General features: G+C 44.9%; 23 protein-coding genes. 3 read left to right on the top strand and 20 right to left on the bottom strand.

Translation table 11 applies throughout. The features are described 5' to 3' along the window. Nucleotides 1–17: 17 nt before the first annotated feature. The 17 genes from ISR87_07505 to ISR87_07585 form a co-directional block, all read right to left on the bottom strand. Entirely contained in the window at nucleotides 18–2,342 is a 2,325-nt protein-coding gene (locus ISR87_07505; protein ID MBL7025289.1) for a transketolase, read from the bottom strand. Nucleotides 2,343–2,383: 41 nt separating this feature from the next. Then, complete coding sequence (locus tag ISR87_07510; GenBank protein ID MBL7025290.1) at nucleotides 2,384–2,785, bottom strand: Rrf2 family transcriptional regulator; 402 nt, start codon at nucleotides 2,783–2,785, stop codon at nucleotides 2,384–2,386. 162 nt (nucleotides 2,786–2,947) lie between these two features. Beyond that, nucleotides 2,948–3,139 carry a hypothetical protein gene (locus tag ISR87_07515; protein MBL7025291.1) on the bottom strand — a complete coding sequence of 64 codons (192 nt, stop codon included), beginning with the start codon at nucleotides 3,137–3,139 and terminating at the stop codon, nucleotides 2,948–2,950. A 128-nt stretch (nucleotides 3,140–3,267) separates the two neighbouring features. Then, a complete protein-coding gene (locus ISR87_07520; GenBank protein MBL7025292.1) occupies nucleotides 3,268–5,247 on the bottom strand; it encodes a T9SS type A sorting domain-containing protein in 1,980 nt (659 codons plus the stop codon). Between the two features lie 183 nt (nucleotides 5,248–5,430). Further along, nucleotides 5,431–5,952, bottom strand: a complete 522-nt coding sequence (locus ISR87_07525) for a ferritin family protein (protein ID MBL7025293.1) — start codon at nucleotides 5,950–5,952, stop codon at nucleotides 5,431–5,433. A gap of 29 nt (nucleotides 5,953–5,981) precedes the next feature. Continuing rightward, nucleotides 5,982–6,209, bottom strand: coding sequence for a hypothetical protein (locus tag ISR87_07530; protein ID MBL7025294.1), 228 nt, complete (start codon nucleotides 6,207–6,209; stop codon nucleotides 5,982–5,984). A gap of 149 nt (nucleotides 6,210–6,358) precedes the next feature. Beyond that, nucleotides 6,359–7,363, bottom strand: coding sequence for a dihydroorotate dehydrogenase-like protein (locus ISR87_07535; GenBank protein ID MBL7025295.1), 1,005 nt, complete (start codon nucleotides 7,361–7,363; stop codon nucleotides 6,359–6,361). Between the two features lie 26 nt (nucleotides 7,364–7,389). Continuing rightward, nucleotides 7,390–10,953, bottom strand: a complete 3,564-nt coding sequence (gene nifJ / locus ISR87_07540) for a pyruvate:ferredoxin (flavodoxin) oxidoreductase (GenBank protein MBL7025296.1) — start codon at nucleotides 10,951–10,953, stop codon at nucleotides 7,390–7,392. Between the two features lie 173 nt (nucleotides 10,954–11,126). Further along, nucleotides 11,127–12,554, bottom strand: a complete 1,428-nt coding sequence (locus ISR87_07545) for a hypothetical protein (protein MBL7025297.1) — start codon at nucleotides 12,552–12,554, stop codon at nucleotides 11,127–11,129. Beyond that, nucleotides 12,554–13,840 carry a hypothetical protein gene (locus ISR87_07550; protein ID MBL7025298.1) on the bottom strand — a complete coding sequence of 429 codons (1,287 nt, stop codon included), beginning with the start codon at nucleotides 13,838–13,840 and terminating at the stop codon, nucleotides 12,554–12,556. Before ISR87_07550 ends, ISR87_07545 begins: the two co-directional genes overlap by 1 nt. Before the next feature lie 6 nt (nucleotides 13,841–13,846). After that, nucleotides 13,847–14,557, bottom strand: coding sequence for a hypothetical protein (locus ISR87_07555; GenBank protein ID MBL7025299.1), 711 nt, complete (start codon nucleotides 14,555–14,557; stop codon nucleotides 13,847–13,849). 134 nt (nucleotides 14,558–14,691) lie between these two features. Next, entirely contained in the window at nucleotides 14,692–15,360 is a 669-nt protein-coding gene (locus ISR87_07560) for a hypothetical protein (protein ID MBL7025300.1), read from the bottom strand. Nucleotides 15,361–15,440: 80 nt separating this feature from the next. Then, entirely contained in the window at nucleotides 15,441–17,006 is a 1,566-nt protein-coding gene (locus ISR87_07565) for a S8 family serine peptidase (protein ID MBL7025301.1), read from the bottom strand. Nucleotides 17,007–17,122: 116 nt separating this feature from the next. Then, nucleotides 17,123–18,904: a thioredoxin family protein gene (locus tag ISR87_07570; protein ID MBL7025302.1), complete on the bottom strand. Its 1,782-nt coding sequence runs from the start codon at nucleotides 18,902–18,904 to the stop codon at nucleotides 17,123–17,125. Nucleotides 18,905–18,940: 36 nt separating this feature from the next. After that, nucleotides 18,941–19,852, bottom strand: a complete 912-nt coding sequence (locus ISR87_07575; GenBank protein MBL7025303.1) for a patatin-like phospholipase family protein — start codon at nucleotides 19,850–19,852, stop codon at nucleotides 18,941–18,943. Nucleotides 19,853–19,854: 2 nt separating this feature from the next. Beyond that, nucleotides 19,855–20,424, bottom strand: coding sequence for a peptidylprolyl isomerase (locus ISR87_07580; GenBank protein MBL7025304.1), 570 nt, complete (start codon nucleotides 20,422–20,424; stop codon nucleotides 19,855–19,857). 20 nt (nucleotides 20,425–20,444) lie between these two features. After that, nucleotides 20,445–21,221, bottom strand: a complete 777-nt coding sequence (locus tag ISR87_07585) for an MBL fold metallo-hydrolase (protein ID MBL7025305.1) — start codon at nucleotides 21,219–21,221, stop codon at nucleotides 20,445–20,447. 197 nt (nucleotides 21,222–21,418) lie between these two features. Between ISR87_07585 and ISR87_07590 the strand changes: the two genes are divergently transcribed. From ISR87_07590 to ISR87_07600, 3 genes are read left to right on the top strand one after another with little or no spacing between them, the layout of a single operon-like run. After that, complete coding sequence (locus ISR87_07590; GenBank protein ID MBL7025306.1) at nucleotides 21,419–21,997, top strand: GNAT family N-acetyltransferase; 579 nt, start codon at nucleotides 21,419–21,421, stop codon at nucleotides 21,995–21,997. 41 nt (nucleotides 21,998–22,038) lie between these two features. After that, nucleotides 22,039–22,935: a proline dehydrogenase family protein gene (locus tag ISR87_07595; protein MBL7025307.1), complete on the top strand. Its 897-nt coding sequence runs from the start codon at nucleotides 22,039–22,041 to the stop codon at nucleotides 22,933–22,935. After that, nucleotides 22,935–23,330, top strand: coding sequence for a CoA-binding protein (locus tag ISR87_07600; protein MBL7025308.1), 396 nt, complete (start codon nucleotides 22,935–22,937; stop codon nucleotides 23,328–23,330). The genes ISR87_07595 and ISR87_07600 overlap by 1 nt, the downstream gene beginning before the upstream one ends. Before the next feature lie 180 nt (nucleotides 23,331–23,510). Here ISR87_07600 and ISR87_07605 read toward each other — a convergent pair whose 3' ends face one another. Genes ISR87_07605 through xseA form a run of 3 tightly spaced genes read right to left on the bottom strand, consistent with a single transcriptional unit; the run spans nucleotide 23,511 to nucleotide 25,876 of the window. Next, a complete protein-coding gene (locus tag ISR87_07605) occupies nucleotides 23,511–24,377 on the bottom strand; it encodes an NAD(+)/NADH kinase (protein MBL7025309.1) in 867 nt (288 codons plus the stop codon). A 19-nt stretch (nucleotides 24,378–24,396) separates the two neighbouring features. Next, the gene (gene xseB, locus ISR87_07610) at nucleotides 24,397–24,621 is read right to left on the bottom strand and encodes an exodeoxyribonuclease VII small subunit (protein MBL7025310.1); all 225 of its coding nucleotides are present in this window, start codon (nucleotides 24,619–24,621) and stop codon (nucleotides 24,397–24,399) included. 31 nt (nucleotides 24,622–24,652) lie between these two features. Beyond that, a complete protein-coding gene (gene xseA / locus ISR87_07615) occupies nucleotides 24,653–25,876 on the bottom strand; it encodes an exodeoxyribonuclease VII large subunit (protein MBL7025311.1) in 1,224 nt (407 codons plus the stop codon). Nucleotides 25,877–26,066: the final 190 nt, after the last annotated feature.

Raw genomic sequence — 26,066 nt, forward strand, 5'->3', positions numbered from 1 at the left:
TAATAATCGTCGGGAAGTTAGACCATTCCCAGGCGTTTCATGCGTGCTTCACGATCGTTGGCAAAACGTTCAATACCTTCCAGCAACCAACGCTCAGAGAGATGGGCTTCTTCCATCACTTCTTCCAGAGATCCACCAGACCTCCAATTATCATCCCAATCCGCAGTCATGGCATACTCGATTGACAGGCGGTTGCCTGTCCAATCCTGCATGGCGATGGCGGAGCCATTTGTGATGAAGGTAGAATTCAGCCAGTCTGCGTCACTTACTGTCTCCTGACGATAGGCTTCGGACTGCAAGGCAAATAGCTGTGGACTTCCGGCAGCCACAAGTTTCACGTTCAGACCACGCTTATCGAGTTCGGGCAACAATTTGAGCAAATTAGCGGTGGTGGCTGTACCCTGCACAAAGATGGTACCCATTTTGGGACGATCAGATTTGTAATCGCGGATAATATAAGCGCCTTTGGCAGCGTCCATATAGGAGGCCATACCCAGTTTCTTGCGATCTGGTATTTCAACACCAGGTCGAGTAAGATGGAGGGCAATAATAGGTACATCGGTTGCCAGAGCGGCTGTCAGCATGGGAGCAACTTCATTGTGTTCCCATGGATACAGATTGATGACTTTTCCCTTGGGGAAGAGCTGCGTAACTGCAGGAGAATAAATACCAAAATGAGTTCGTGAGTCCTCGGCAGTTTCCGGTCCAGAGTGACCGGCAACCCAGATGACCTTTCCTAATTTTACATCGGCGTCTTGCACCATCTGACTGAAGATTCTAAAAGAACCATATTTTAGATAGGAAAAAGATCCATAGGTAGAGCACGCTGCAAAGAACCCATTAAAATCTGCTTCTGGCGTTTTTGAAAAATTGGTTGCTGCAATTCCAGTACAGATACCAGCATTGGCAAATTCGGTTATCGCTTGTGGCAGCATGGTTCCTTTGGTATTGTCCTTTCGGTCATAGAACCCATACCCGGGAGTATCCCCGAAATCTTTTCCAAAACCAGAAATATTGGTGGAGTCTGCCAGGTCTGCAGACATGGCCAGCACCAACGGACGGCCATAATTTTTACTGACATAGGCGTTCAAATAGGATGCATACTTTGAGAAACCGCCACGGTTGGGAGCCACTTCACCTGGCTTCACAAAAAGTTCTGGTGGTAATGATTTGAGATCTGTTAAGACGGGATCATTCAGGGGGTTTCTTGAGGTATCAATCCATACGCTTTGATTGTCTTCAGGAACAGCCTCTCCCAGCTCCACCAGGCGATCTGCCAGATAGTTGAGTAATTCAGGATCCTGATTAAATACTTCAAATACTTTTTCCATATTGATGCGGGCTTGTTCTGTCCGCTCAGCCTTGGTGTCTGGTCCTGCTTCCCCCATCCCATCAAACTGGATTCCGTATTTATCAGTAAATTCTTGTTTTGTCTGCCAGTAAGTAGGATTATTGAATTTGTGAGCTGCACCATGTGATTTGTTATCATAAACGCCATACCCGCGACCTTTACGGGTTTTAAACCAGGCCATTGCCGGAGCACCTTCTGAGTTTTCATCAAAAGCCATTTCCTGAAGCGCAGTATTAACACTTTCCCATTCGGATCCGTTTTCGGTGCCAAATACACGCCAGCCATGGGGAGCGAACCAGTCTTTTGGTGTCCCATAGACAACTGATGAAAAGGGGCGATCATCTATTCCAAAATCATTCCAGTCAACGAGAAAATGGAGATTCCCCAGACCCAAACCATAAGCGGAATTGAGGGATTCATGGGTCACCCCTGGAGTCAAACCCCCTTCACCTTCCACAGCAAAAACACGGACATCCTCAGCACCGACATACTTCAGGGCCATGGCTTCACCAACGGCAACAGGCATACCATGTCCGGATGGTCCGGTATTGGCCTTAAAAATATTGGTTTTTCCAGCCATCTCAGCATGTCCAGGTAGACCGCCTTTATTTCTCAGGGTAAGCAGATCCTCCCAGGTTAAGACACGATCTGCAGACCCCAGGTAATAGCGTTCATCATTGGTTTCAGCATATTTACGACGCAAAGATTCATTCAGGACAGCCAGGAGAGCATATATACCTGGAACAACATGACCGGCAGAAAGGATAAATTTATCACCAAATCGTTTTTGTGGATTCCTGATATCCCAGCGCATTGGACCACCTAAAAATAGTGAAACCAACATATGTACTTTGGAACGCGAGCCTCCAGGATGACCGCTTTGTCTTAGATTCAGCATAATATCAATGAGCTGATCTGTCATATCCTTGATTTTTTCCCACTTGGGATAAATTTCCGGTGCCTTTTGCAATTTCGATGCTTCAGTTGTCATGTTTCCCTCATTTGAATCTTATTTACAAAACCTTGTAGCGTCTAGCGGGTCAGATCAGTCAAATTCTTTGATCTCAGGACCTTTGCCATTGCGGCTTGAGCCTCATCCCATACATCATGCATTCCACATTCGGTCATGAATTCACAAGAAGCATCTTCTAAAAGACACTCATTCAGTGCCAGAGGTCCCTCAAGAGCTTCTACGACTTCAAGCACAGTAATTTCTTTTGGATCGCGAGATAAGCGTACACCACCTGATACACCGCGTGTGCTAAAAATAATCCCTTGTTGAACAAGGGGCTTGAACAATTTTCTAAGAAATGGTTCAGGGATTTTCTTATTCTCGGAAATATCACCAATACTGATGCGGCTCTTATCTCCATTTTCGACCAGATACCTCACGGCCCTCAGTCCATATTCCCCAGCTTTAGTCAAACGAATCACAATATTACTCCTTGTCTCATTAACCAGTGGATTTTCCCATCATTGGGCATTACAGCATCAAACTACTATTTGTGAGAATATTACTCTTAATAGCGAGAAATCCCAGATGAAGTTTAGATTTTTCACAGATTGTTTCCAATTGAATCCGTTAGAAAAGGAGGACTACTCCTCTACTGTTGAGCTACCCTTTTGAATTATCAGTGCAATACCTGCCAGACTGGCAACAAGTCCCAACCCCAGAAAGAAGATATCAAAAGCATCTGCTGCTCCGCCCAATATATTCAGCCAGGCCTCTCCCAGGGAGATTGCGCCAACCACCAGGGCTGAGTATCCGACTTTTTTTTCTTCTTTCATAACTTCCTGTCATCTAGGTGAAAATTTCTAGTTTCGATGACATAACGGCAAATATGTTGCCAAACCCAGAGACAAAGCAATTTTTGCCTCTGTAATAGTGTATAGTTTAGTGCAATTGCAGCAGGGAATTATTTCAGAATAGATATTTTTTGAGAGAAAGACCCATGTTCAGTTGAGGTAATTTGCGCAATGTATACCCCTGAGCCAAGATTCATCCCGTTGATGTCTCTGCCATCCCAATGGACTTCATATACCCCTGACGTGGTGTTCCTCAGGGACGTGGAGTAGACTTCACTGCCGCGGAGATCATAGATACTGAGTGTTCCATGGAAGTATGCATCTGTGGTGTACGGAATATTCACTTCACCATTGAATGGATTCGGATAAGCCGCAAGAAGTGTAAACCTCCTGGGATTGAAACCTCCATCTACATCGGCTACCTGGTTGGCACTTTTTAGAATCCACTCGTTTTCATCAAAAGAAAGTTCAGTTGGGACAAAATTTAGCGTGATATTGAAATCCTGAGCTCTCAGGGAATCCCAGATCACCATATGTGCCTCATTGGTCCCATCACCAAAGCTTAGATCAATTGGCATTTTAAATGTTGGCAGGGAGCTGCCCTGAATCTGATCAACATGGACAGTCACCTGGGAATTTCCAAATTCATCCGCCGTGCTGGCACTCCACCACCATCGATATGAGGGTCTCCCAATGCCATAAATCCATTGGTCGAAAAACCATTCCAGATCCTGTCCCCAGACTTCTTCAACAACACCCTGAAAATCCTCTGTGGATGCGGTTCTAAACTGGAAGGCTTCACGATAAGCGGCAAGACTGGCAAAAAAGGTCTCATCCCCTACGACATGTCTCAACATATGTAGAACCCAGGCACCTTTTTGATAGACCATGGAGTAGCTGAAAATTGCACCCACACTGCTGGTATCAGGTCGATATACCGAGCTGTTCACGTCATTCACTTTTGATGCCATATGGGCATGATAGGCTTCTTCCCCATTTACAGCGCCCCAATACAAGGCTTCAGAATAGGTTGCGAACCCTTCATTGATCCAGATGTGATGGAAATTGCTGCATGTGACCAGATCTCCCCACCACTGGTGAGCCAACTCATGGGCAATCGTATTTTCACCGAATGAACCCATACTGGAACAGGTCTGGTGCTCCATGGCACCTCCCCATCCAAATTGAGCCATCCCATACTTCTCTTCAGAGAAAGGGTATTTACCATAATATTCACCAAATATATCTATCATATCTGCGGTTCTATTCCAGACTTCCATGATGGGCTCTGTTGCTGAGGGTGGATACATCCAGTATTCCAGAGGCATGGAATCACCATCTGCGAAATGATGCATTTCAGTCCAGTAGGTATAGTCAGTAATGGCCAGTGAGACCAGGTAGGTCGTAATGGGATACTTATGTTCCCACACAGTCGTTTTTGTGCTATCCAGATTTAGGGTCTCTGAAACAAGCATTCCATTGGAAACGGCATCCAAATCAGCATCCGTAGTCAGGGATACTCTCACAGAATCAGCCTTATCCGTGGGGACATCCTTGCAAGGCCACCAGGATCGAGCCCCATAGGGTTCACTCAGGGTCGAGATCATGGGAGGTCGTGTGACATTGCCGTATTGATGGCCAAATGCAAAGGCTTGAAAACCACCCTGCAGAGGATGGCCGTGATACTGGATGCCCACGACTACCGATTCTCCCACATTGTAGCTACCATCAAGGTCAATGCTCAGCAAATCGGAGAAGTGATTAAAGGTGGCTCCATTCAGAGTAACTGCATCGACTGTCATGCCACTGGCAAAATCCAATTGAATGTTTTCCAGATTGTCCACTTCTGGCAATAAGTGAACCTCGACGTTGCCATAAATAATTTCAGTTTCAATGTTAATATCTATTTCAAGATTGTAGTAATGCACGTTGTAATCAAAAATATCAGCTCGCTGGGAAGCCTTGGCCAGAGCAGAATAGTGGGAAGCCATTTCTGAGATGGGCTTACAGGGGACATTAGTATTTTCATAGACTTGAGCGAAAACCGAACTCATAAAAAGGATGCTAAATATGTAGGTGAAATGTTTCATAAAATTCCTCAAAATATATTAACGGAAAATAGGTCAACAATTACTCCCATGCAATATCTCTCACTTCAAATACATTAAAGAATTAGTGACATTCTAAGGAATAAAGCTGCTCATATTTCAAAAACGCAAAGCGCGGATTAGAATCCGCGCCTTGAAAAAAAATGATACCTCGAGCAGGGAAATTTACATCGGCCAGAAATTGGAGTCGTTCCAGACTTCCTGTCTGAAATCTTCCTCCAGAGCCATGAGTTTTTGGTGATGATCAATTTCCCAGTCTGTAAGCCAGGTAAAAAGTTGCTTGATATCAGGATCAGTAGCAGCCAGTTCTTCTTTCTGATAGAATTTGAAAGCACGTTCTTCCAGTGTGAGTGCGATACTTATTGCTGAAGAGTCAAAATCGCTGTTTCTCAATTCCATAAGAAAAGACTTATCGATAATGGGGTCTTTAAAACCGAATTCGAGCTCTGCTTCCGTCGGCAAGACAACCTTGCCTTCATCCAGGTGCCGCTTGAAAGTCAACTGCAGGATTTTTAAGTGATGTTCTTCCTCTTTCACCATATGCTCAAAAAGTTCTTTGGCCACCTTGGAAGTGGCTGTCTTGGCAGCCATGGCGAAAAACTCTTTACCATTCATTTCTAAAAGAATGGCTCGTTTAAGCACATCCTGTACAGATTTAAATTCAGACGATTTTTCAGCTGCATTCACAAATATTACTCCTCATCCTTAGATGAATTTTAATTGTATTCCTCATCCTCGTCTGAATCTTTTTCGAGCTCTGCTTTCTGCTCCATACGGTAAATGGCACAATGCTCAATTTCAGAATCGCGAAAACTTGTCAATGGGTTGTAGTCGCTTTTGAAGCGATTTTCACAATCATTAGCAGCTTCAGGACCAGATGGACATTCAATATCATACACCGGGCAGAAACCTTTACGTTGCTCTGATTCATTTGATGTCATCATTATTCTTCCTTTAACCATAAGCCAAAGTGAGACAGCAGTTCATCGCGCTGCGATCTCATAATATAATCATGACCTGCAAAAAATCGGTATTGCTTGTTAAAAAAATGCGGGACTCGAAAATTCGAGTCCCGCAAGTTAAAGGATATCAGTTAGAATTTATTTTGGGCCTGAAAATCCAATAAAGTTCGCATATAGTTATCACGAACCAATGTTTGTGGCTTGGGTGAATGAATGAGGCTCATGCTACCCTTCATCTGGGCAATGCTTTGGTATTCATTCTCATCCATCCAGGTGATCAGGTCTTTCTCGATGGTTTTAATCAGTTCGGGACCATGGGCCATGAGTGCTGAGGTCAGCATAGTGACATCAGCGCCGGACATGACAAGCTTGAGAACATCACTGGCACTATGAACACCGCCGCTGGCAGCAAAGTTCATGTTCACATTTCCACGCAGAATGGATATCCAGCGCATGGGAAGTCTAATATCCCTGCTATGGCTCAAATGAATCTGGCGCCTGGTTTCCAACTTTTCCAGATCGATATCAGGATGGTAGAAACGATTAAACATGACCAGCGCATCTGCGCCAACTCCTTCCAAAGCCTTGGCTACTGCAGGTAGAGAACTAAACCGGGATCCAATTTTAACGGCAACTGGAATATCCACATTAGATTTCACCCAGCTCACAATATCTGTGTAACGCTTTTCAACGTCAGCACTGCTCTCATTGAAATCCACAGGTAAATAGTGAATATTCAATTCCAGACCATCAGCTCCGGCTTCCTGGATTTTCTTGGCATATTTCATCCATCCACCAGGAGTGGCTCCATTCAAGCTGGCGATAACAGGAATATCCACACCCTCTTTAATTTTGCGCAAATTTTCCAGATAGTCCTGGGGTCCAGACAGATATTCATGAGCCTGTGGGAAAAAACTCAGAGATTCAGCATATGAATCGGTCCCATAGTCCATAAAATGCTCTATAGTGCTGTCTTCCTGCTCAATCTGTTCTTCAAAGAGAGAAAACAACACCACTGCAGAGGCGCCATTGTCTTCAAGTATCTTAATTTTATCCAGTTTTTCTGTCAGCGGTGAAGCTGAGGGAACTAAAGGATTCTTTAATTCCAAGCCCATATAATTTGTACTTAGACGCATATCAATTATTCCTTTATGATCTTCACTTAAGCTTCATCGTATGTTATGGCAGCCAGCTTGGCATAATATTCATACTTTTCTTTGGCTGCTACATCAGAGGCTTCTATATATTTAGCTGACAACTCAGGGTCAATACGACTCAGAATAGAAAATCTCGTTTCATTCATGGCATATTCACGGACATGTTTCTTAGGAGGTTTGGAATCCAGTGTGAGTGGGTTTTTGCCTTCTATTGCCAACATTGGGTTGTAGCGATAAAGTGTCCAATAAGCACTTTCAACTGCCAACTTCTGCTGATCCATTCCCTTGGCCATATCTATTCCATGTGCGATACACTGACTATAGGCAATGATAAGCGATGGACCATCATATGCCTCGGCTTCCATAAAGGCGCGGACTGTCTGAGCATCACTTGAGCCCATTGCCACGGAGGCGACATAGACGTTTTTATAGCTCATGGCCATCATCCCGAGATCTTTTTTACCTGATGGTTTTCCGGCAGCAGCAAATTTCGCAACTGCACCAAGAGGGGTAGCTTTGGATTTCTGACCACCTGTGTTTGAATAAACTTCGGTGTCCAAAACCAGGATATTCACATTCTTACCTGAAGCAAGAACATGATCAAGACCACCATAACCGATATCGTAGGCCCAGCCATCTCCACCCATGATCCAGACACTCTTCTTGACAAGATTATCGGCAACCGATAACAATTGTCTACTCAGAGGTGTATCCAGTTTTTCAACAATGTCAGTCATTTGCTTCACACGCATACGCTGTTCGAATATCTCAGGCTCATTTGCTTGAGACGCGTTGGCTATTGAAGCAACCAGATCAGCACCAATATCATCCTTGAGAAGGGTCATAAGTTCAACAGCATGTATCTGATGCTTATCAATGGATAAACGGTATCCCAGACCAAATTCAGCATTGTCTTCAAAGAGCGAATTGTTCCATGTTGGTCCTCGTCCAGCCTTGTTGGTAGACCAGGGAGTTGTGGGGAGATTACCACCATAAATGGATGAACAACCTGTTGCATTGGCAATCACCATACGATCCCCAAATAATTGAGACGTGAGCTTAACATAGGGTGTTTCTCCACAACCCACGCAAGCTCCAGAGAACTCGAAAAGAGGCTGTAAAAGCTGTGAGCCCTTGACAGTGGAATGTTTGATATTGGAGCGATCCACTTCAGGAAGATCCATGAAGAAATCCCAATTGGTTCTTTCAGCTTCACGCAATGGACGCTGATCGGCCATGTTGATGGCTTTGCGACTGAGATTGCTCTTATCACGGGCGGGACAGATTTCAACACAGAGATTACAACCCGTGCAATCCTCAACAGCAACTTGTAGAATATACTGAGATCCTGCTTCCCACTCTTTACCCTTGGCACTCACATGCTTCATGGTTGCCGGGCTACCTTCGAATGCACTCTCATCTGCAATTTTGGGACGAATCGCAGCATGGGGACAAACCATGGCACACTTGTTACACTGTATACAAATATCTGGTTCCCAAACTGGAACTTCCAGTGCGATATTTCTTTTCTCCCACTGTGTGGTCCCTGTAGGCCAGGTACCATCATTGGGCATGGCACTCACGGGAAGATCATCTCCACGACCTGCAATAATCTCAGCAGTGACTTTCTGAACGAATTCAGGAGCAGCCTCAGGTACGATTAAACGAAGTGCATCGCTGCCATTCAGGGTCGTTGGCACGTCAACCTGGAAAAGGTTGGAGACAGATTGATCCACAGCATGGAAGTTTTTCTCCACAATGGATCCACCCTTTTTACTGTAGGTCTTTTTAATAGCTTCCTTGATCTTAGCAATGGATTCATCTTTGGGAAGAATGCCTGAGATGGCAAAGAAGCAGGTTTGCATAATGGTATTTATACGCATACCCATGCCCGTTTCCTGGGCAACTTTAACTGCGTTGATCACATAGAATTTAAGTTTCTTATCAATGATCTGTTTTTGATAAGCTCTTGATAGTGCACCCCAAATCTCATCTTTGTTCAGGTGACTATTCAATAGGAAAGTCGCACCTTCTTCTGCCTTGGAAAGCACATCAAACTGCTCCAGGAGTTCGTACTGGTGACAGGCGATAAAATTGGCCTTATCTATAAGATAGGTTGATTGAATTTTGTCTTTTCCAAAACGAAGGTGAGATGTGGTGGTACTCCCTGATTTCTTGGAGTCATAAACAAAATGACCCTGGGCATAATTGTCAGTGCCTTCTCCAATAATTTTAATGGAGTTCTTATTGGCTCCAACTGTACCGTCAGCTCCCAGACCATAAAAGAGACCCCGGAATACTTCACCTTTAATGGTTCGATATTCTGGATCATAATCCAATGAAGTATGGGACACATCATCATTAATACCGATGGTGAAGTGATTTTTAGGTTTGGCTGAATTCAGCTCATCGTAAATCGACTTAATCATGGCCGGTGTAAATTCCTTTGAGGAAAGACCATAGCGACCACCAATGATAACCGGAGTTTTCTCGAACTGGAAGTAATCTTCAATGGCGGCTTCTGCAAAGGCAGTCACCACATCCTGATACATGGGCTCGCCGGCACCACCTGGCTCTTTGGTCCTATCAAGGACAGCGATTTTTTTAACGGATGCAGGTAGGGCTGATATAAAATGCTTGATAGAGAAGGGTCTAAAAAGACGAACTTTCAGCATTCCGACTTTCTCACCATTTGCATTCATGTGGTTAATGGTCTCTTCCACGGTTTCAGCACCAGAACCCATGATGATGATCACACGATCAGCATCTTCAGGTCCCACATAATCGAATAGGTGATATTGACGGCCAGTAATCTTGGCAAAACGATCCATGGTTTTTTGCACCAACTCAGGAGCAGCTTCATAGAAGGGGTTGACAGTCTCGCGTCCCTGGAAATAAACATCAGGGTTCTGGGCGGTTCCGCGAAGAACGGGTCGGTTGGGATTCATACCACGGTTGCGATGGGCAATCACCCATTCATCATCAATCATACCACGGATATCTTCATCTTCGAGTTGCTCAATTTTCATGACTTCGTGTGAGGTACGAAATCCATCAAAAAAGTGAATAAAGGGAACGCGGGTCTGGAGGGTGGCTGACTGGGAAATAAGGGCGCTATCCATAACTTCCTGCACTGAGTTTGCAGCCAACATAGCCCAACCAGTTGCACGGGTGGCCATCACATCAGAGTGATCACCAAAAATTGAGAGAGCTTGAGCAGCCAATGACCGAGCCGATACATGAAATACTGTTGCGGTTAACTCACCAGCAATCTTATACATGTTGGGAATCATGAGCAGCAAGCCCTGAGAGGCTGTAAAGGTCGTAGTCAAGGCACCAGTCTGTAGCGCACCATGGACTGCACCAGCAGCTCCACCTTCACTTTGCATCTCTTCTACAGTTGGGACCGTACCCCAGATGTTGGTTCTTCCCTGGGCGCTAAAGGCATCAGCCAACTCACCCATGTTTGAAGAAGGGGTGATTGGGTATATAGCGCAAATTTCGTTTGTCTTGTGGGCTATGTATGCAGCTGCATCATTCCCATCGATGGTTACCATCTTACGTGTCATTAATTTCTCCTGTGTATGGCGAGTGGATTTAATCCTGAGAATTGTTCGTAAAGCATCGCCTCAAACATATATAAATATCATGCCAAAGGAAGCCCAAAGGCGATTAATTTTTGCTTATATGACGATTTTTATCATGGGGTAACCCTTTCCCCCGTCAGCGGTGTCGGGATGGTCTATTTCAGATAAACGAAAGACCCACTCCCCAGTTGACCCTGTTGGGTAAAAAGAGAGTAATAATAAATACCACCACCCTGATTGGTCATACCGAGATCAATGAGTAATTGATGATGCCCTGGTCCACGATATCCAAACTCCAGGGTGTAGACCTCCTGACCGCGCAGGTTGTAGAAGCGAGCCCCAACAGTAGTCCCTGCAGTCAACTGAATCGGGATCATGGTGCTGCTGTTAAAGGGATTGGGATAAGCGGGTCCCACAATCTTTGTTGAATTTGGGTTAAGGACAATATCATCATTAATCGCTGAAGGAAGATTGTTGGTGAGGAGCCAATCAGTGCTTAGCTGGGTAACATCTGCTGTGCTGTTTGTCATGAGAACATTTCCCATGTTTAATTGAGCATTCCCTTCAGCTGTGTAAGAAAAAGTAGCGCTTCCCAATCCTATGGGAAGATATAGTTGGCTTAGCTGATCCAGTGTAGGAAGTTCTCCGGATTCCAAAAGCATGAAGATTTCATCCAGAGCCACATCTTGCATCATATATGGTACTGCATTGGGCAAAGATGCATCGGTTAGCGAAATATTGAATTCTGATTCTGAGCCATCCAGAGGAAAGTGGGATTCGGTGCCTGTCAAGACCAGGCCATAGACATCATACGAGTTATCAGGTTGCTCAAGATAGGAGATGAAATTATAGGTCAATGTATCCCCGCTCTGTGTGAGAAGTGCTCCGGCACCCTCGGATTCTGTAAGCGGATTCAGGACACCATTTATACTTCCTGATTCAGACCCTACACTATAGTCCACCGATCCTCGTGTATAAACTGAAACTGGAAGGGTATTCCAGAGATTAATGCTTCCATCACTTACTGTCCGTAGCTGAAAACTGGTATTGAACATAAGGCCTGAGAAATTCATCTCAAAATGGAACGCATTATTGGCGATAATCTCAAATTCTCCTGAAACTGAAATGTAGGGATCGAAAACCCCCAGTGAATCCAGTGTAAATGATTCATCGATCAGGCCAGCCAGACTCTCGGGATCTACTTCGCTCAACCAGACAAACATTTTCAGAGCGTCTGGAGCCGGATTAACAGTATAGGTCCCTTCCTGCAGAGGAATTGTATCACTCATAAAAATGACGAAGATGTCTGCCAGCGTATCACTCCCGTTTACATAAAGATCATAGGCAAGCAGGGTAACCAGGTTGGTATCACCCAGGCTCAATTCAAATCCCCCAACCCCTTCATGGGGGACGTCGTCTGAGATAAGATCACCGGATAGATCAAGAGCTTGAGCAGGATCAGGGATGCTCTGATAGGTAAGGTTTAAGTCTCCTGTATTCCAAGCGCTTTGTCCCCTGAGGAAGCCCGCTATTGTGAAAAGGAGAAGTGATTTAATTATGTTTACTGGTACTTTTTTTCGCATCAAAGTATGTATTTCAATCCAAATTGAATATTAGAGAACGAATTTTCAACATCAACAGAGCGCTTCACACTGCTCTCCAGTGTGTGGTTGAGATCGCCTTGCCATTGTTCATTGCGTAGGGCAAGCGTAAATCCAATTCCAGAACGTAATTGATAGCCCACACCCATATCCATGCGAATAATGTTGTCGAATCGATAGTTTAGAGGATCATTCATCAGAGTAGCTGCAAAGGAAAGCGTGAGAGGATCAAGGGCCCATAACAGGGATGCCGAAAATTCGTGGACATCCTGCACATACTTGCTCACCTGTTCATCCACGAGCCGCTCCAGACTTTCCCCCGTTTCTGAATCATATAAATCGCTCTTTAAAAAAACAGAAGAATATTTGTGATAGCGGTAATTTATACTGGCCTCAAATGGGTTTGCGACAAACCCGAGCCCTAGCCCTATTCGCCAGGGTCCCCAGGTTGTGTATTCCAACCCTGACCATTTATCGTGGGAAAAGATTTGCTGGGTGCCATCATCATACCACTCTGTAGAATCACGACTGGCAGATTCGTCAACTGATATGCGTGAGGGCAGTTCAATTGAGATTCCCAGATTAAGATTTTCAGATACCTCACTCAAAAGACCTACACGGGCACCAAATCCGTGGTAGCTTGGACTAAATTGCAGACTATCTACAAACCTATTGAAGGTATACATATCCTGAGGATCAGTCTCTTCATACAACTTGCTAAAGGAATTCTTACCTGTGAGATAGCTAACTGCATACCCCAGAGATGTATTCATGGTAACCAGCACAGAGGTCCCGACAGTCAGGGCATACAAATCCCCACTTTCCTGGTACAAGTATTTATAATAAAAATCTTCATCAGGATCAAAATCATTAAACTGGCTGATACTGCTAAAGGAGTTTATGCGCTGCAAATTGACGCCCCAGACCCAGGCGCCTCGATAGACCTGAACAGGCTTGATGTAGGTCAGGCTGTTAAATCGCAATTGTTGATCCTGGAGATTTTCCCAAACGGTTGAATTAAATACACTTTTGCCTGTGACCTGATCATAACTCAAATCTGCTGAGAAGAAGGCCCTTTCATTATAGCTGAGGACTGCTGGATTGCCCATTAAGGCATTATTGGCTCCCATGGAAGCCGGGATAACACCGCTTTCAGAGCCTGAGATGCCTCTCATTCCCCGAAAAGGTCGGATGACATCAAGATAATTTTGAGAAAAAAGATTAACTGCCCATAGGAGCATGGTAATAAAAATTATTCTATTTTTCATATTGAATTAGTTCCGGATTCGGCTGCGTTTTTTGGGAGGAGGAGAATCCGATTTTTCTGATGCTTCTTGTTTCTTAACAGCCTTAGCTTTGGGTGTTTTAGCCGGTTTTGACTTCTTCACTTTAACTGGCTTAACATTTTTAATTACAGGCTTAGCTTCATCATTTCTGGGCTTATAAATTATTGGAGGCTGGATAACAACAGGATCTGTAATTATCGGCATTATTACAGGTGAAGCTGCTGAGGACATGCCGCTACCTAACCCGACAGTGTTCCCCTTACTGCCAGAACCGGAAAGTGAGGAAGCATCATTCCTCTCACGAAGTCTGGAGCCACCTTGCATTTCATCGCGGTCAAAATCTCTTGCTGGAGTGGGATCTCTTGATTCGCTAACCACATATACTGGAGCATAATGGGGATGATGATAATCGTAGTAATTATAGGGACTGTAATAGGAAGCACCATATCCTGTGTGATAACTGGTGAACGGCAGGGCGGGTTCCCAATAGGGATCCCAGCCATATACTCCGCTACCACCAATGGTGCTGACCATGGCAGGTTCAGAGACAACTGTTGTCACGGTCTGTGGGAGCGTTCTAGGTGGGTACAACATGGTATAGCAGGACTGAAGCACTGCAACCATGAGAAACATCATTATTATTTTTTTTACCTGCATATGTGGACGGAAGTTAGTTTTGATAGTTGGGAATGTCAACATGGTGTACCCCTTTCTTCCTTGTCTGAAACGGTAATGTGATAAGTAAGTTCCCACGCTCCAGAGAATTGTCTATAACACTTAGACGATTCCCATTGAAATTGGTAAGGAGAAACAACCCTTGGGGGAGTAAACGGTTAAAAAATGAAAGATAAAAGCAATACGAGAATGGTAATCCCAAATACTGAGAGAAGATACAATCCCAGTGTCAGGAAAAAGGCCATAATTGCTGTAATTAAAAATGATCCTGCATCCATGGCATAGATGGTTCTTAATCCCATGTAGCCAAGATAAATTGTCATTCCAAGTGAGAACACCCCACCAATAATTGGAAGCAGTATCAATAATGATGCAGTCCCACTCGCATATGCAAACATTCTAAAGATGAGTGTGAAATCATAAGTTTGGAGGCCTCTCCATTTCAGTGAGAGATGCACCCCAAAGGCCGAAATAAACTGGAGTAGAATGACAGAGATTGGATAGGCAAGTATCATGATCTGAGAGAAGTTCTCTGGTAGATCGATGAGTTCACGTAGCTCTGGACTTTCAGGCAAAAACATCTCTGGATTTGGCTCAGCAATGGCAAAAGTCCATAAAAAGGTGAATACCTGTATAGCCAATGTGTAAACCAGGGCATCACTAATCCCCGCATTTCTTCTCATGACGCTATAGGTCGCAGCCGGTCTTAGCAGGAAGGCTTTTATGGTTTCAATGAATGCTACAAAGAACCCTAATTCGTGTTTCTTCTCCCAGGGGGGACCATCAATAATAAATGGTAGCAGTTCAGGTTTTTCAGGTTGTTCCATTTGGCTCATTTTAGCGCTTTCAATCCTAACTGCAATAAAAAAAGCCCCACTTGGGGGCTTTAAAAAAAGTTACTAATTTCTTATAGAGTTAGAATCCACTCTACCAAAACCACAATATCCAATATATCAACCTGGAGGTCATCATTGATATCTGCCACATCAAATTGAATTTCAGTGAGTTCAATATCAGACAGAACCCATTCCAGTAATAGAACGGCATCGCTAACATTGAGTTCATCATCACCACTTACATCACCGGCCGTAATCCCAAAATCATAATCAATGGCTGCCATGACATCAATCAGTCCAAATCCGCGAGTGTTGTCCGGCGAGGTATTCCCATCAGCGGTTAGCATGAGCGCTTCCCTGACCATCATGGGCGTCCAGTTAGGATGTGCTTCCAGGACGAGAGCACAGGCTCCAGCAACAAGTGGTGTTGCGAAACTAGTCCCTGAGCCAGAAATAAAATCGTGGGTACTGTCTGTACCGGCCAGGAAGGTGGCTACTCCTCGGGCTAAAACTTCAGGCTTGATGCGACCATCTGCAGTTGGACCATGAGAACTAAACCCAGGTGACACGTTAAATGCATCAACTGCACCCACAGAAATAACTGAGTCTGCATCTGCAGGGGCAATGATATGATACCAATCTGTATTGCCCTCATTTCCAGCAGCCGTCACACACACCATTCCCAGGCCTACTGCATAATCCACACCCCGGGTCGTAATCGCTGTCTCACCGTCAAGATCATCTTCATATGTATACCAATCAAGATATCCCAATGAACTGGAGGCGATATCTGCTCCAAGGGCTTCACCCCATTCAAGTGCTGCAACGAAGAAATCTTCTTCAGCTTCAATCTCTTCATTAACCATTTCAGTTTTAGCGAGAAGGAATTTACACTCATAGGCAGTTCCACGGAATTCACCGTCTATAAATCCACCAGCGGCAGAAGCTGTGGAGGTCCCGTGATTATGTTGACTTAAGGGATCCCCTTCCTGGTTGGAGGTGATTGAATCACCTTGAATAAAATCATGCTCAGCCACGATACGTTCCTGCTGGAATACCAGATGATCGGTATAGAATCCTGTGTCCAGCATCAACAACCAGATATCTGTACCTGTATACCCAAGTTCATGGGCTGCTACCGCATTTATCTGCTCGTTTTGATCATAACTAGCACCATAGTCAGCGTCTGAGAGATAAACTTCATCATCACGAGTATTACGCTTGATAATACGCTTCGAAACTTTATGGATGCGTTTGGTGTTCTTAACAATGGTATTCCCGGCGAGTTGCTCGATATAGTCAGGCGGTGCCAGAATCGAAACTGCATTCAACCATCGGCTTACCGTGCGAATCTTGACATTTGGACCTAAAATTTCATCTATGTATACAGCCGGAACGGGGAGATCCCCATAGCTGGGTCCTTGAATGGTACCCCGTAAGGCACGTCGATCAAGGGCTCGCTGAGATAGGTGGGAAAATTCGTGTTCTGCAGGATTAAAACTCGCCTGATCGGTCACTTCTTTGTCATGGAAAAAAATCCAATATGGAAGGTTCTCATCATCTTCCTGGCCAAAAGCTACAACGCCACAAAGTAGTGTAAATATTAAAAATGTTATGTAGCGTTGCGACTCGCGCATTTCCACCTCAGGTCTAGCTCGTAATGTAGACTGGACATATACGAGGTCAATATGTAATTGCTTCAGTCACATACTTGTCCAAGTCAACCATAGCCAGAGATTAAAAAGCAACTCCCCTAAAGAGCTCCCTGCATTCGTTTTAAAAAATCCTCGGCTTTTTCAAATCCCGTTGATCTTAATGAAGTGAGCTCAAGCCCATTATCAATAAAGATATACGAAGGGACTCCTTTTATGGAATATTTCTTTTGAAAATATTTCTCAAAATCGCCAGTATCTTTGGTCATATCAATTTTTATAGCGGTGAATTTCTTGGAAAGCTTAACAACTTCTGCATCGGGGAAGGTGAATTTGTCCATTTCCTTACAGGGGATACACCAATCAGCATAAACATCAATCATAATTGGAGCATCGGACATTAACAGAGCATCCAGTTCAACTTGACTGGTGGGATGTTCCCAGGTGATACCCTCGCCCACACGTTCTGGCTCAGGGATGCCAGTCCAGGTTCCGATAATAACGAGAAGGATAGCAATGCCTTGTTTAATCCGATTAAAACCGAGATTTCCTTCAGCACTATTGTCAAACATGATCAGATAGACACCAGAACCTATAAGAAAAATGGACATGACGAGATTTCCATATCCACCCAGTAGTGGCATGATGAAGTAAATAGCCATTGCGATGAGAACCAGACCAAAAATGACCCGGACGCCAATCATCCAGGTGCCTGAACGAGGCAGGGACGATAATTTACTGGAGTACATGGCCAGAAAGAGATATGGTAGACCCAAACCCATGGCCAGTGTGAAAAACATGGTGAATCCAAGGATGACACTCTGCTTAGCAGCCACATATGTTAGCAGTCCAATAACAAACGGACCCACACAGGGAGCTGCTACAATCCCCAGAGTCAGACCCATGAAGAAAGAGCCAAATATACCAGCCTTCGATTGGCTGGCGGCAGTCATGAGACCCGTTGGTAGCCTGAATTCATAAACACCGAACATGGAGAGTGATAGACCGACAAGTACTGCAGCAATTCCAAGAAGTACAATTGGGTTGGTGAGTAAGGCTCCAAACAAGCCACCACCCAGTGCAGCAACCACACCTAGCACAGAATAGGTCACGGCAATCCCCAGCACATAAGCCAGAGCCATCCAAAAAGTGCGACCTTTGCTGGTATCCTGTCCCCCGAAAAAGCTGATTGTGATGGGAATCAAGGGATAGACACAGGGTGTCAAATTTAAGGCCAGACCACCAAAGAAAATGATAAAGAATGTCAGGATTAACCCATAGTCATCAACCAGACCAGAGATTTCATCATCCTCAACTTGTGCATCAGTTGCCATCTCTGTTTGAGGGATGATTTTTGGGAAAAGCTCTGTATGGGTTGCACTCCGCAGGCTTGCATCCTCAACCAGTGGCAGGGTATAAGAAAAATTTATGGCTGTGGGGATGAGACATTGGGCATCATCACAAGCCTGGTAGTATACTTCACCTTCAATCTGAATCGAGTCAGTTAGGTCGGGGTCTATGGCAAGTGTGGTGCGAAGGATGATTCGGCCACCATATACTGCTGCAGGTTCGTCAACACCAGCCACAGCTATCATATCGGCTTTTGGGTAGATCCATTCTCCCACACCAAAGGGTTTTTCTTCATCAAAAATTGAGGGTGTTACCGGAATGGTAAACTCGTCATTACCCACAGGGGCATAAACATGCCAGGGGTGGTGGATATCTACAATTAAAGCGACATCGATTGTCTCTCCTGCCAAAACTGCACTCTGGCTGGAGACAAATTCGGCTGTTAAAATTTCCCGAGGTGCCTGCTGTCCCCAGAGGTTCATAGACAAGAGAACCAGTATGACAGGCAAAAACAGTTTGAATGATGGTCGCATGATGATGTTTAATCCTTACTCGTTTGAGTTTATCTCTTATCCAAAGAGATTTTTAATCCTTCCCCACAGGGGATGTCTTTTTTGATACCAGGCATTCTCAAAAGTTACACGTCGCCCATCAAATGCAGCAATTCCGAGATCGACAAAAGCCTCGCGCTGATCATAAGCTGACCAATGCACACCTGGCATTTCTGGTTGTAAGAGTACATCAGCTTCTCTGTTTAACATGTCGCGGTAATGACAGGAACGAATATTCTCACTCTGACTCATAATGGCCATGGCGTTGTCCATGTCTGCAATGGGATTTATATTCTGGCCAACATCAACTGCCAGGACAAAATCTGCACCCATCTCCCGGGCCATACGGATGGGTACCTGTTGTGAGACCCCGCCATCGACCAGTGTTCTACCTTCGTAATGGACAGGTGGTAAAAACCCGGGAATAGCTATTGAAGCCATCACAGCTGGCAGTAGCGGACCTTCAGTGAAATAGACATCCTCCCCTGAATACAAATCAGTTGAGACAATGCCTAACTCTGTACCGGAATCAAACCAGGAATCCTCAGTGATGACAAACTTGATGGCATCTTCCACCCGGTCGGGGCGTACCAGTCCTGGTTTTGAGTGTGCCAGGTTGATCACAATTCTATCCTGAATAGCAGAAGACACCTGGTGCCAGAAAGATGCACCTCCCCGGCCTTTCACATTGATTAGATGCATACCCAGCTTATGAAAAGGCTCGCTTTTGGTCATTCTGTCGAGTTCATTCCATGTGGCAGCGGCACTACCCATTTTGATATAAGTTGCAGCCACTAAAGCGCCCATGCTGGACCCAGTTATGTAATCAGGTCGAATTCCGATTTCTTCAAGACGCTGTAGAACGCCAATATGGGCAAACCCTCGAGCTCCCCCACCCCCTAAAGCCAGACCAAAGCTGGGACGGCTCATAGCTATTTCGGTACATCCTCTGGATTGATGAGGGATGTTTTAAGGATGGTCACTGTCTCAATGGGATTATTATTTGGGTCGACTGGGCGGGTGGCGATCTCATCTACCACATCCATGCCTTTAACGACCTCTCCAAAGACTGTGTAGTCGCCATCGAGCCAACTTGGGGTTCCGTGGCAAATGTAAAACTGGCTCCCGCTGGATTTTTTCTCTGGATTACCATCTCGCGCAGCGCCAAGGGAACCGCGTAAATGGGGAAGACCTATTTCAGCAGGAATTCTCTCACCAATACTGCCACCGCCATCATCACTGCGGTCATCATTGTCCCGGGTATTTGGATCTCCGGCCTGAACCATAAAGCCAGTGATCACACGATGAAAGTAAATACCTTCATATGCACCCTCAGATGACAGTTTCTTAAAATTCGCCGCGTGTAGAGGTGTATCAGTCTCAAATAAATCGATATATATATCACCCAGACTGGTTTCCATCTTCACATAGGCTGTTTCTGGATCAACAGCTTTTTTGCCGCAGGATACCAGCACAACAACACCTAGAAAAATGAGCAACATGCCCATGCTTAATCTTTTCATCATTTTTTCTCCACTTCGATTGGTTTGGATGGTTGATCCTGGCGAGCCAGGATAATATTAAGATCCTGTTCTTGCCTGTGTGAGACGACAGATAAGGCCAGGTCAGGATCATTATTTTTTTCGCTCAGGTGGGCTAACATAACGCCATTAAGATTGCCCAATTCAGCCAGAAGTGCAATAAACTCTGCACTGTCTCTATTGCTAAGATGACCAACCCTGCTATCCACTCTTGCTTTCAGGTGGGGCGGGTAGAGTCCATTCCATAGCATATCGCGATCATGATTGGCTTCCATAACCAGAAAATCCGCCTTGCGCATTGCCAGAAAATTATCCTCAGTGACAGCCCCCAAATCCGTGAGATATCCCAGACTGACACCACCGCTTTCCACCAGGAAACCCGTTGAGCTGGCTGAATCATGTAAAGTGGGGACGCTGGTCACCTTAAGGGAACCCAGATGCATGACTTCCTTCATTTCAAAATGGCGCATTCTCTCATTCCCGCTGAATTTCCGATGACCTGCCCGTTTGGTGGCAGGATGCATGAGTAGTGGTACTTTGTGACGTCTTGATAATATGCTGGCACCTTTGATATGGTCACCATGCTCATGGGTAATCAAGCAGGCTTCCAGATTATCTGGGTCCAGCCCAACGAGCTGCATGCGTCTGCGAATTTCAGCACCACTGAAACCTGCATCGATGAGGATCATGGTATCTTCATTTTGAACGACGCAGGCGTTCCCCCCACTACCACTTCCCAACATGAACAATTTCAGCATATAACCAGGTCAATCCTTTGTATTATTGGCATTCATCACATGAATTTCAAATTAGGATGACACTGAGCCATTTCAACTAAAAACTACGCTAGAAAAATTTCGTAGGCACCTACCCCCTCTTTCACATCTGCTCTAAATTCTTATATTCATGAAAAACAATTGGCAAGGAGCAGAGCTAACTTTTAAACTTATACGCCATGTCACAATTGGAATTTTTCAAACCACCTGCTAAAATACCCAGTCGATCAGAGGTCGCTCTCATCGCTGCAACTCTGAATTTTCAAATAAAACTCATCCATGCTTTGTCTGCCAAAGATGCCAATCAAATCATTAAAATTTCTCAGGGATTGATCAAACCCTTTGGTGCAGCAACAGCCTTCACCAAACAGACCGTCTGGAAATACTTCAACCACCCACACACCCTGCCCTTCGTAGGCGTATTACGAGATGAAATAATTGGTTTTCTGGTTGGAGTACCTCTGGAAAATTTTAGTGATGAACAGTGGGCTGCCCTGGATCCTACGCTGGGAGATCACGAAACGATCTATACTTATGCCTTTATTTTCGAAGAGAAGCATCAGGGTCAGGGCTACGCTAAGATGTTAAAAAAAGTCTATTTAAATTGGCTCAAAAAACGCGGATATTTGTATGTCTCTGGTCATGTCCGTGAAGGCATCTCCAGCCAATTTTCCCTTCATACCCGCGTCCTCCAAAAATACCCCAATTGGCACGATACTGGCAAAGTCTTCGAGTACTACCAGCGCCCTTTACGCTGAACAATTTTGACAGAAACAGATGAAATTCTCACGGAGGAGAAGTGTTCAATAAACTGATCGTCGCCCTGATGCCCCTGGCTCCCCGCTTTATTGTAAAAATGATTTCTAAACGTTATATCGCTGGCGAAGATACTGCTTCTGCCATGGCTACTTGCCTGAGACTGAAAGAACAAGGGTTCTTGACGACTGTGGACATTCTTGGAGAATCTGTTACTTCAAATGAGCAGGCCAGGGAAGCCCGAGATTCCTATCTTGATTTGATCATGGAAGTCGCTAAGAACGACATCTCCAAAAATATTTCGTTGAAACCCACTGCCATGGGTCTGGGGCTGTCTGAGGATATCGCCAATGAATATATAGCAACCATTGTTCAGAAGGCACACGAGGCTGATGTATTCATCCGCATTGATATGGAAGATTCTCCCTATACAGACAAAACGCTTGATATGTATGATCGTCTTAGAGGTCAGTACCCTCAGCTGGGAACTGTAATTCAAGCATATATGCATCGGAGTGTGGATGATGTGACCAAGATAGCGGCCAGTTCTGGAAACTTACGGATCTGCAAGGGCATCTATAAAGAATCTCCACAAATTGCCTATCAGGATGCAGATGAAGTCCGCCAAAATTACATCCGTCTTGTAAGAGCAATGCTGGAGCGTGGAGCATATGTCGGGATAGCAACCCACGATCCTTTTTTAATCGATGAATCTCTAAAAATTATTAGTGAATTACAGATATCAGCAGACAACTATGAATTTCAGGCACTCCTGGGTGTCCCCATTATGAAACGACTTGATGAGTTGGTCAGCCTGGGTCACCGTGTCCGCATCTATGTCCCTTTTGGGAGTGAATGGTATGCCTATTCCAGCCGACGCCTTAAAGAAAACCCTGATGTTGCCGGCTATGTGTTAAAAAATATCTTCGTGAAGAACTAATGACTGATCCACACAAAATTCTGTTGAGCAGTAAAGTCATTGCTGTTGTAGGTGCCTCCCCCAATCCTGCGCGTCCAAGCCATTGGATTAGCAAGTATTTAATATCTGAGGGATATACGGTGATACCAGTCAATCCAGGTCAAGATGAATTGTTTGGCCTGAAATGTTTTCCTGATGTTGAGAGTATTGATTCGGATATTGATATTGTGAACATTTTCAGAAGATCAGATCAGGTCGTCCCAATTGTGGAAAGCGCTCTCAAAAACAAGTCCCTAAAATTGGTCTGGATGCAGGACAATGTCTACAATGAGGATGCCGCAAAGCTGGTAAGAGAAGCTGGAATTCCTGTGGTTATGAATGATTGTATCTATCGGGTCCACCGCCAGATAAGCTAAGTAATACCAATTACACCTCCATGTTGCACGTAACGTGTCATACTTCGAGAGCCTCAGCAAGACACTTCTGCTTGTCTCCCTGCCTGCCAGGCCGTAGCTGGTAAGCGCAGGCTGGAGGCTCTCGAAGGGTAATGGCTCCTCAGTTTAAAAGGTCATTTGGAGGTGAATATGGTATAATACTCAGCTGGAGCGCTGTCCCCAATTGAGTTTTTTACGTAACTTCTCATAAAACGTGTTATCAGGTGTCACCACCAACTGAATCCTATAGGAACTGGGACGAATTCGAATTCGAATGCTGCCATCAATATGCCTGGTATTTTTACCATCAACATGCAAATGAGCCAGACCCTTTGGATCACTTAAGGTGACATATATACTATTATCTCCCCGCAAGACCACTGGTCGAACAGATAGAGTATGGGGAGAGATTGGGGTAATCGATATAGCCTCCAGACTGGGGTCAACAATGGGTCCACCGGCAGATAATGCATAGGCGGTTGAGCCTGTTGGTGTGGAAAATATGAGCCCGTCTGAGAGATATCTATTGAGCAATTCCTCACCTACCCGGACTTCAGTAGCCAGCAGGTTAAACACGTCAGCTCTTTCAATGACAACATCATTTAAAGCCCACAATGTTTCCTCTGTGCCATCCTCATATTCCAGACGACAATTCAAAACCATCCGTTCTTCAATACGATAATGACCTCTGAGAATCTCATCCAGACCAGATTGCCAGTCTCGTTCAAGGGTAGTGAGGAAACCCAGACTTCCCAGGTTTATTCCCAGAATGGGTATGGGCGTGCGCATGACAGCCTGCGCGGACGAGAGTAAGGTTCCATCCCCACCTATGGATATAATAAAATCTGTATCTCGTGGGATACCATTTTCATTGATAATATTTACTTCTGGATTGTCACATTCTACCTGCTGGGCAAAACTATCCAACATGAACAGTTCATGTTCTTCATCAAGCAGCTTTCTGAGAATTTCACCGACATATGATTTAATCTCTGCATCACTTTGAAAACCCCAAATAGCAAATTTCATTTTATCCCCGGATTAAACTTTAGTCCAGCATTTGCTTTTCAAAACCACCATCTGCTGTACGAACCAGCTTTTCAATCTTTTGTCGAGCAGAATCCAGTCTATCACGACAAAGGTGGATCAATTTTAAAGCACGTTCGTTTTGCTTTATAGCGTCATCCAACTTGAGATCATCGCCTTCCAGCTTAGCTACCAGAGTCTCAAGCTCTTGCATGAGTTGTTCAAATGATTTGTCTTTTTCACTCATAATTAAATTTAGAAACTCCCTCTGGTTAAGGTCACTTTATTTTTCTCTTTTTTACATCCCTGGCAATGGAGCTGATTTCTCCATCGTTGAGCCGCATACGGAGCTCTGTGCCATCAGATACCTGATCAATGGAGCGGATCAATTTGCCCTGGGAATCACTGAGGACTGAATACCCCTTCTCCAGGATGGATAGCGGATTCAAGGTTTCGATGGAAACAGCCATGTTGTCCAGTCGGGCCGTAAGCTTGGATATTTTATCCTGAGTTGATCGAAGTGATCTATCCTCAAGCTGATCCAGTTTCTGAACAGATTGGTCGATCATCAATTCAGGCCTCTTTAAGGCATAGGATTTGGCGATAGAATTTAGACGCATCCCATACTTATCAATTCTGGCGTGAACAGTGGTTAGAAGGGATTGCTCAACCTGGCTAAACCATTTGATAAGTTCAATCTGATCGGGGACAACCAGCTCGGCAGCTGCAGAAGGTGTTGGTGCACGATGATCTGCTACAAAATCAGAAATAGTGGTGTCCGTTTCATGTCCTACCGCACTGACGATGGGGATTGTCGATGCTGCGATAGCTCGTGCTACAATTTCCTCATTGAAAGCCCACAAGTCTTCCAAGGATCCTCCCCCACGACCAACCAGGAGAACCTGACATTCTTTCATACTGTTAAATACTTCTATGGCATTGGCAATTTCTGCGGCTGCCCCATCACCCTGAACCTTCACCGGCAGGAGAATTATTTCAGCCAGTGGAAAGCGACGACTCAGGATATTAATCATATCGCGAATGGCGGCTCCTGTGGGTGAAGTCACAATTCCAATTTTGCTGGGGTAGGATGGCAATAATTGTTTACGGCCCGGATCAAACAGACCCTCCCGCTGAAGTTTTTCCTTCAGGTTTTCAAAAGCCAGATGGAGATCCCCCTGGCCAGCAGGCAACATTTGATCCACAACAAGCTGATATCTACCCTGGGGTGGATAAACGGAAATCCTGCCATGGGCCGTGATTTCCATCCCGTGAGCAGGTTCAAATCTGACACTCTCATTCTGGCGCCTGAACATGACACTGCCCAGCTGGGCTCCACTGTCCTTTAAACTGAAATACCAGTGACCGGAACTATGCCGGGTCAGGTTTGAGATTTCGCCCTTTACCCATACCGATGCAAAGCCCTCTTCCAGAGTATGCTGGATGTGACCCGTAATCTGGGAAACTGAAAATGTGGTGTTGAGCTCGGGTGCTTGAGCCATAGGATTTTAGAACAAAAAGAGGGTGACGGAACGAGTTCCACCACCCTCTATATAAAATTTTAAGAAAGTCCTAACGGATCTTTTTCTTTTGACGGTTGGAGCGTAAACGCTTCTTGCGTTTATGTGTTGCGATCTTGCGCCGTTTCCGTTTTTTTCCACAAGGCATGTAGCTTCTCCTCTTTCAATGCGG

Source organism: Candidatus Neomarinimicrobiota bacterium (assembly GCA_016784545.1).
Classification (GTDB): domain Bacteria; phylum Fidelibacterota; class UBA8477; order UBA8477; family JABMPR01; genus JABMPR01.

What these genes read in the sequence shown, in the direction of transcription:
- ISR87_07505 (MBL7025289.1), bottom strand. Translation starts at nt 2,342, where the DNA reads ATGACAACTGAAGCATCGAAATTGCAAAAGGCACCGGAAATTTATCCC.
- ISR87_07515 (MBL7025291.1), bottom strand. Translation starts at nt 3,139, where the DNA reads ATGAAAGAAGAAAAAAAAGTCGGATACTCAGCCCTGGTGGTTGGCGCA.
- ISR87_07520 (MBL7025292.1), bottom strand. Translation starts at nt 5,247, where the DNA reads ATGAAACATTTCACCTACATATTTAGCATCCTTTTTATGAGTTCGGTT.
- ISR87_07530 (MBL7025294.1), bottom strand. Translation starts at nt 6,209, where the DNA reads ATGATGACATCAAATGAATCAGAGCAACGTAAAGGTTTCTGCCCGGTG.
- ISR87_07535 (MBL7025295.1), bottom strand. Translation starts at nt 7,363, where the DNA reads ATGCGTCTAAGTACAAATTATATGGGCTTGGAATTAAAGAATCCTTTA.
- nifJ (MBL7025296.1), bottom strand. Translation starts at nt 10,953, where the DNA reads ATGACACGTAAGATGGTAACCATCGATGGGAATGATGCAGCTGCATAC.
- ISR87_07545 (MBL7025297.1), bottom strand. Translation starts at nt 12,554, where the DNA reads ATGCGAAAAAAAGTACCAGTAAACATAATTAAATCACTTCTCCTTTTC.
- ISR87_07550 (MBL7025298.1), bottom strand. Translation starts at nt 13,840, where the DNA reads ATGAAAAATAGAATAATTTTTATTACCATGCTCCTATGGGCAGTTAAT.
- ISR87_07555 (MBL7025299.1), bottom strand. Translation starts at nt 14,557, where the DNA reads ATGTTGACATTCCCAACTATCAAAACTAACTTCCGTCCACATATGCAG.
- ISR87_07560 (MBL7025300.1), bottom strand. Translation starts at nt 15,360, where the DNA reads ATGGAACAACCTGAAAAACCTGAACTGCTACCATTTATTATTGATGGT.
- ISR87_07565 (MBL7025301.1), bottom strand. Translation starts at nt 17,006, where the DNA reads ATGCGCGAGTCGCAACGCTACATAACATTTTTAATATTTACACTACTT.
- ISR87_07570 (MBL7025302.1), bottom strand. Translation starts at nt 18,904, where the DNA reads ATGCGACCATCATTCAAACTGTTTTTGCCTGTCATACTGGTTCTCTTG.
- ISR87_07575 (MBL7025303.1), bottom strand. Translation starts at nt 19,852, where the DNA reads ATGAGCCGTCCCAGCTTTGGTCTGGCTTTAGGGGGTGGGGGAGCTCGA.
- ISR87_07580 (MBL7025304.1), bottom strand. Translation starts at nt 20,424, where the DNA reads ATGTTGCTCATTTTTCTAGGTGTTGTTGTGCTGGTATCCTGCGGCAAA.
- ISR87_07585 (MBL7025305.1), bottom strand. Translation starts at nt 21,221, where the DNA reads ATGCTGAAATTGTTCATGTTGGGAAGTGGTAGTGGGGGGAACGCCTGC.
- ISR87_07590 (MBL7025306.1), top strand. Translation starts at nt 21,419, where the DNA reads ATGTCACAATTGGAATTTTTCAAACCACCTGCTAAAATACCCAGTCGA.
- ISR87_07600 (MBL7025308.1), top strand. Translation starts at nt 22,935, where the DNA reads ATGACTGATCCACACAAAATTCTGTTGAGCAGTAAAGTCATTGCTGTT.
- ISR87_07605 (MBL7025309.1), bottom strand. Translation starts at nt 24,377, where the DNA reads ATGAAATTTGCTATTTGGGGTTTTCAAAGTGATGCAGAGATTAAATCA.
- xseB (MBL7025310.1), bottom strand. Translation starts at nt 24,621, where the DNA reads ATGAGTGAAAAAGACAAATCATTTGAACAACTCATGCAAGAGCTTGAG.
- xseA (MBL7025311.1), bottom strand. Translation starts at nt 25,876, where the DNA reads ATGGCTCAAGCACCCGAGCTCAACACCACATTTTCAGTTTCCCAGATT.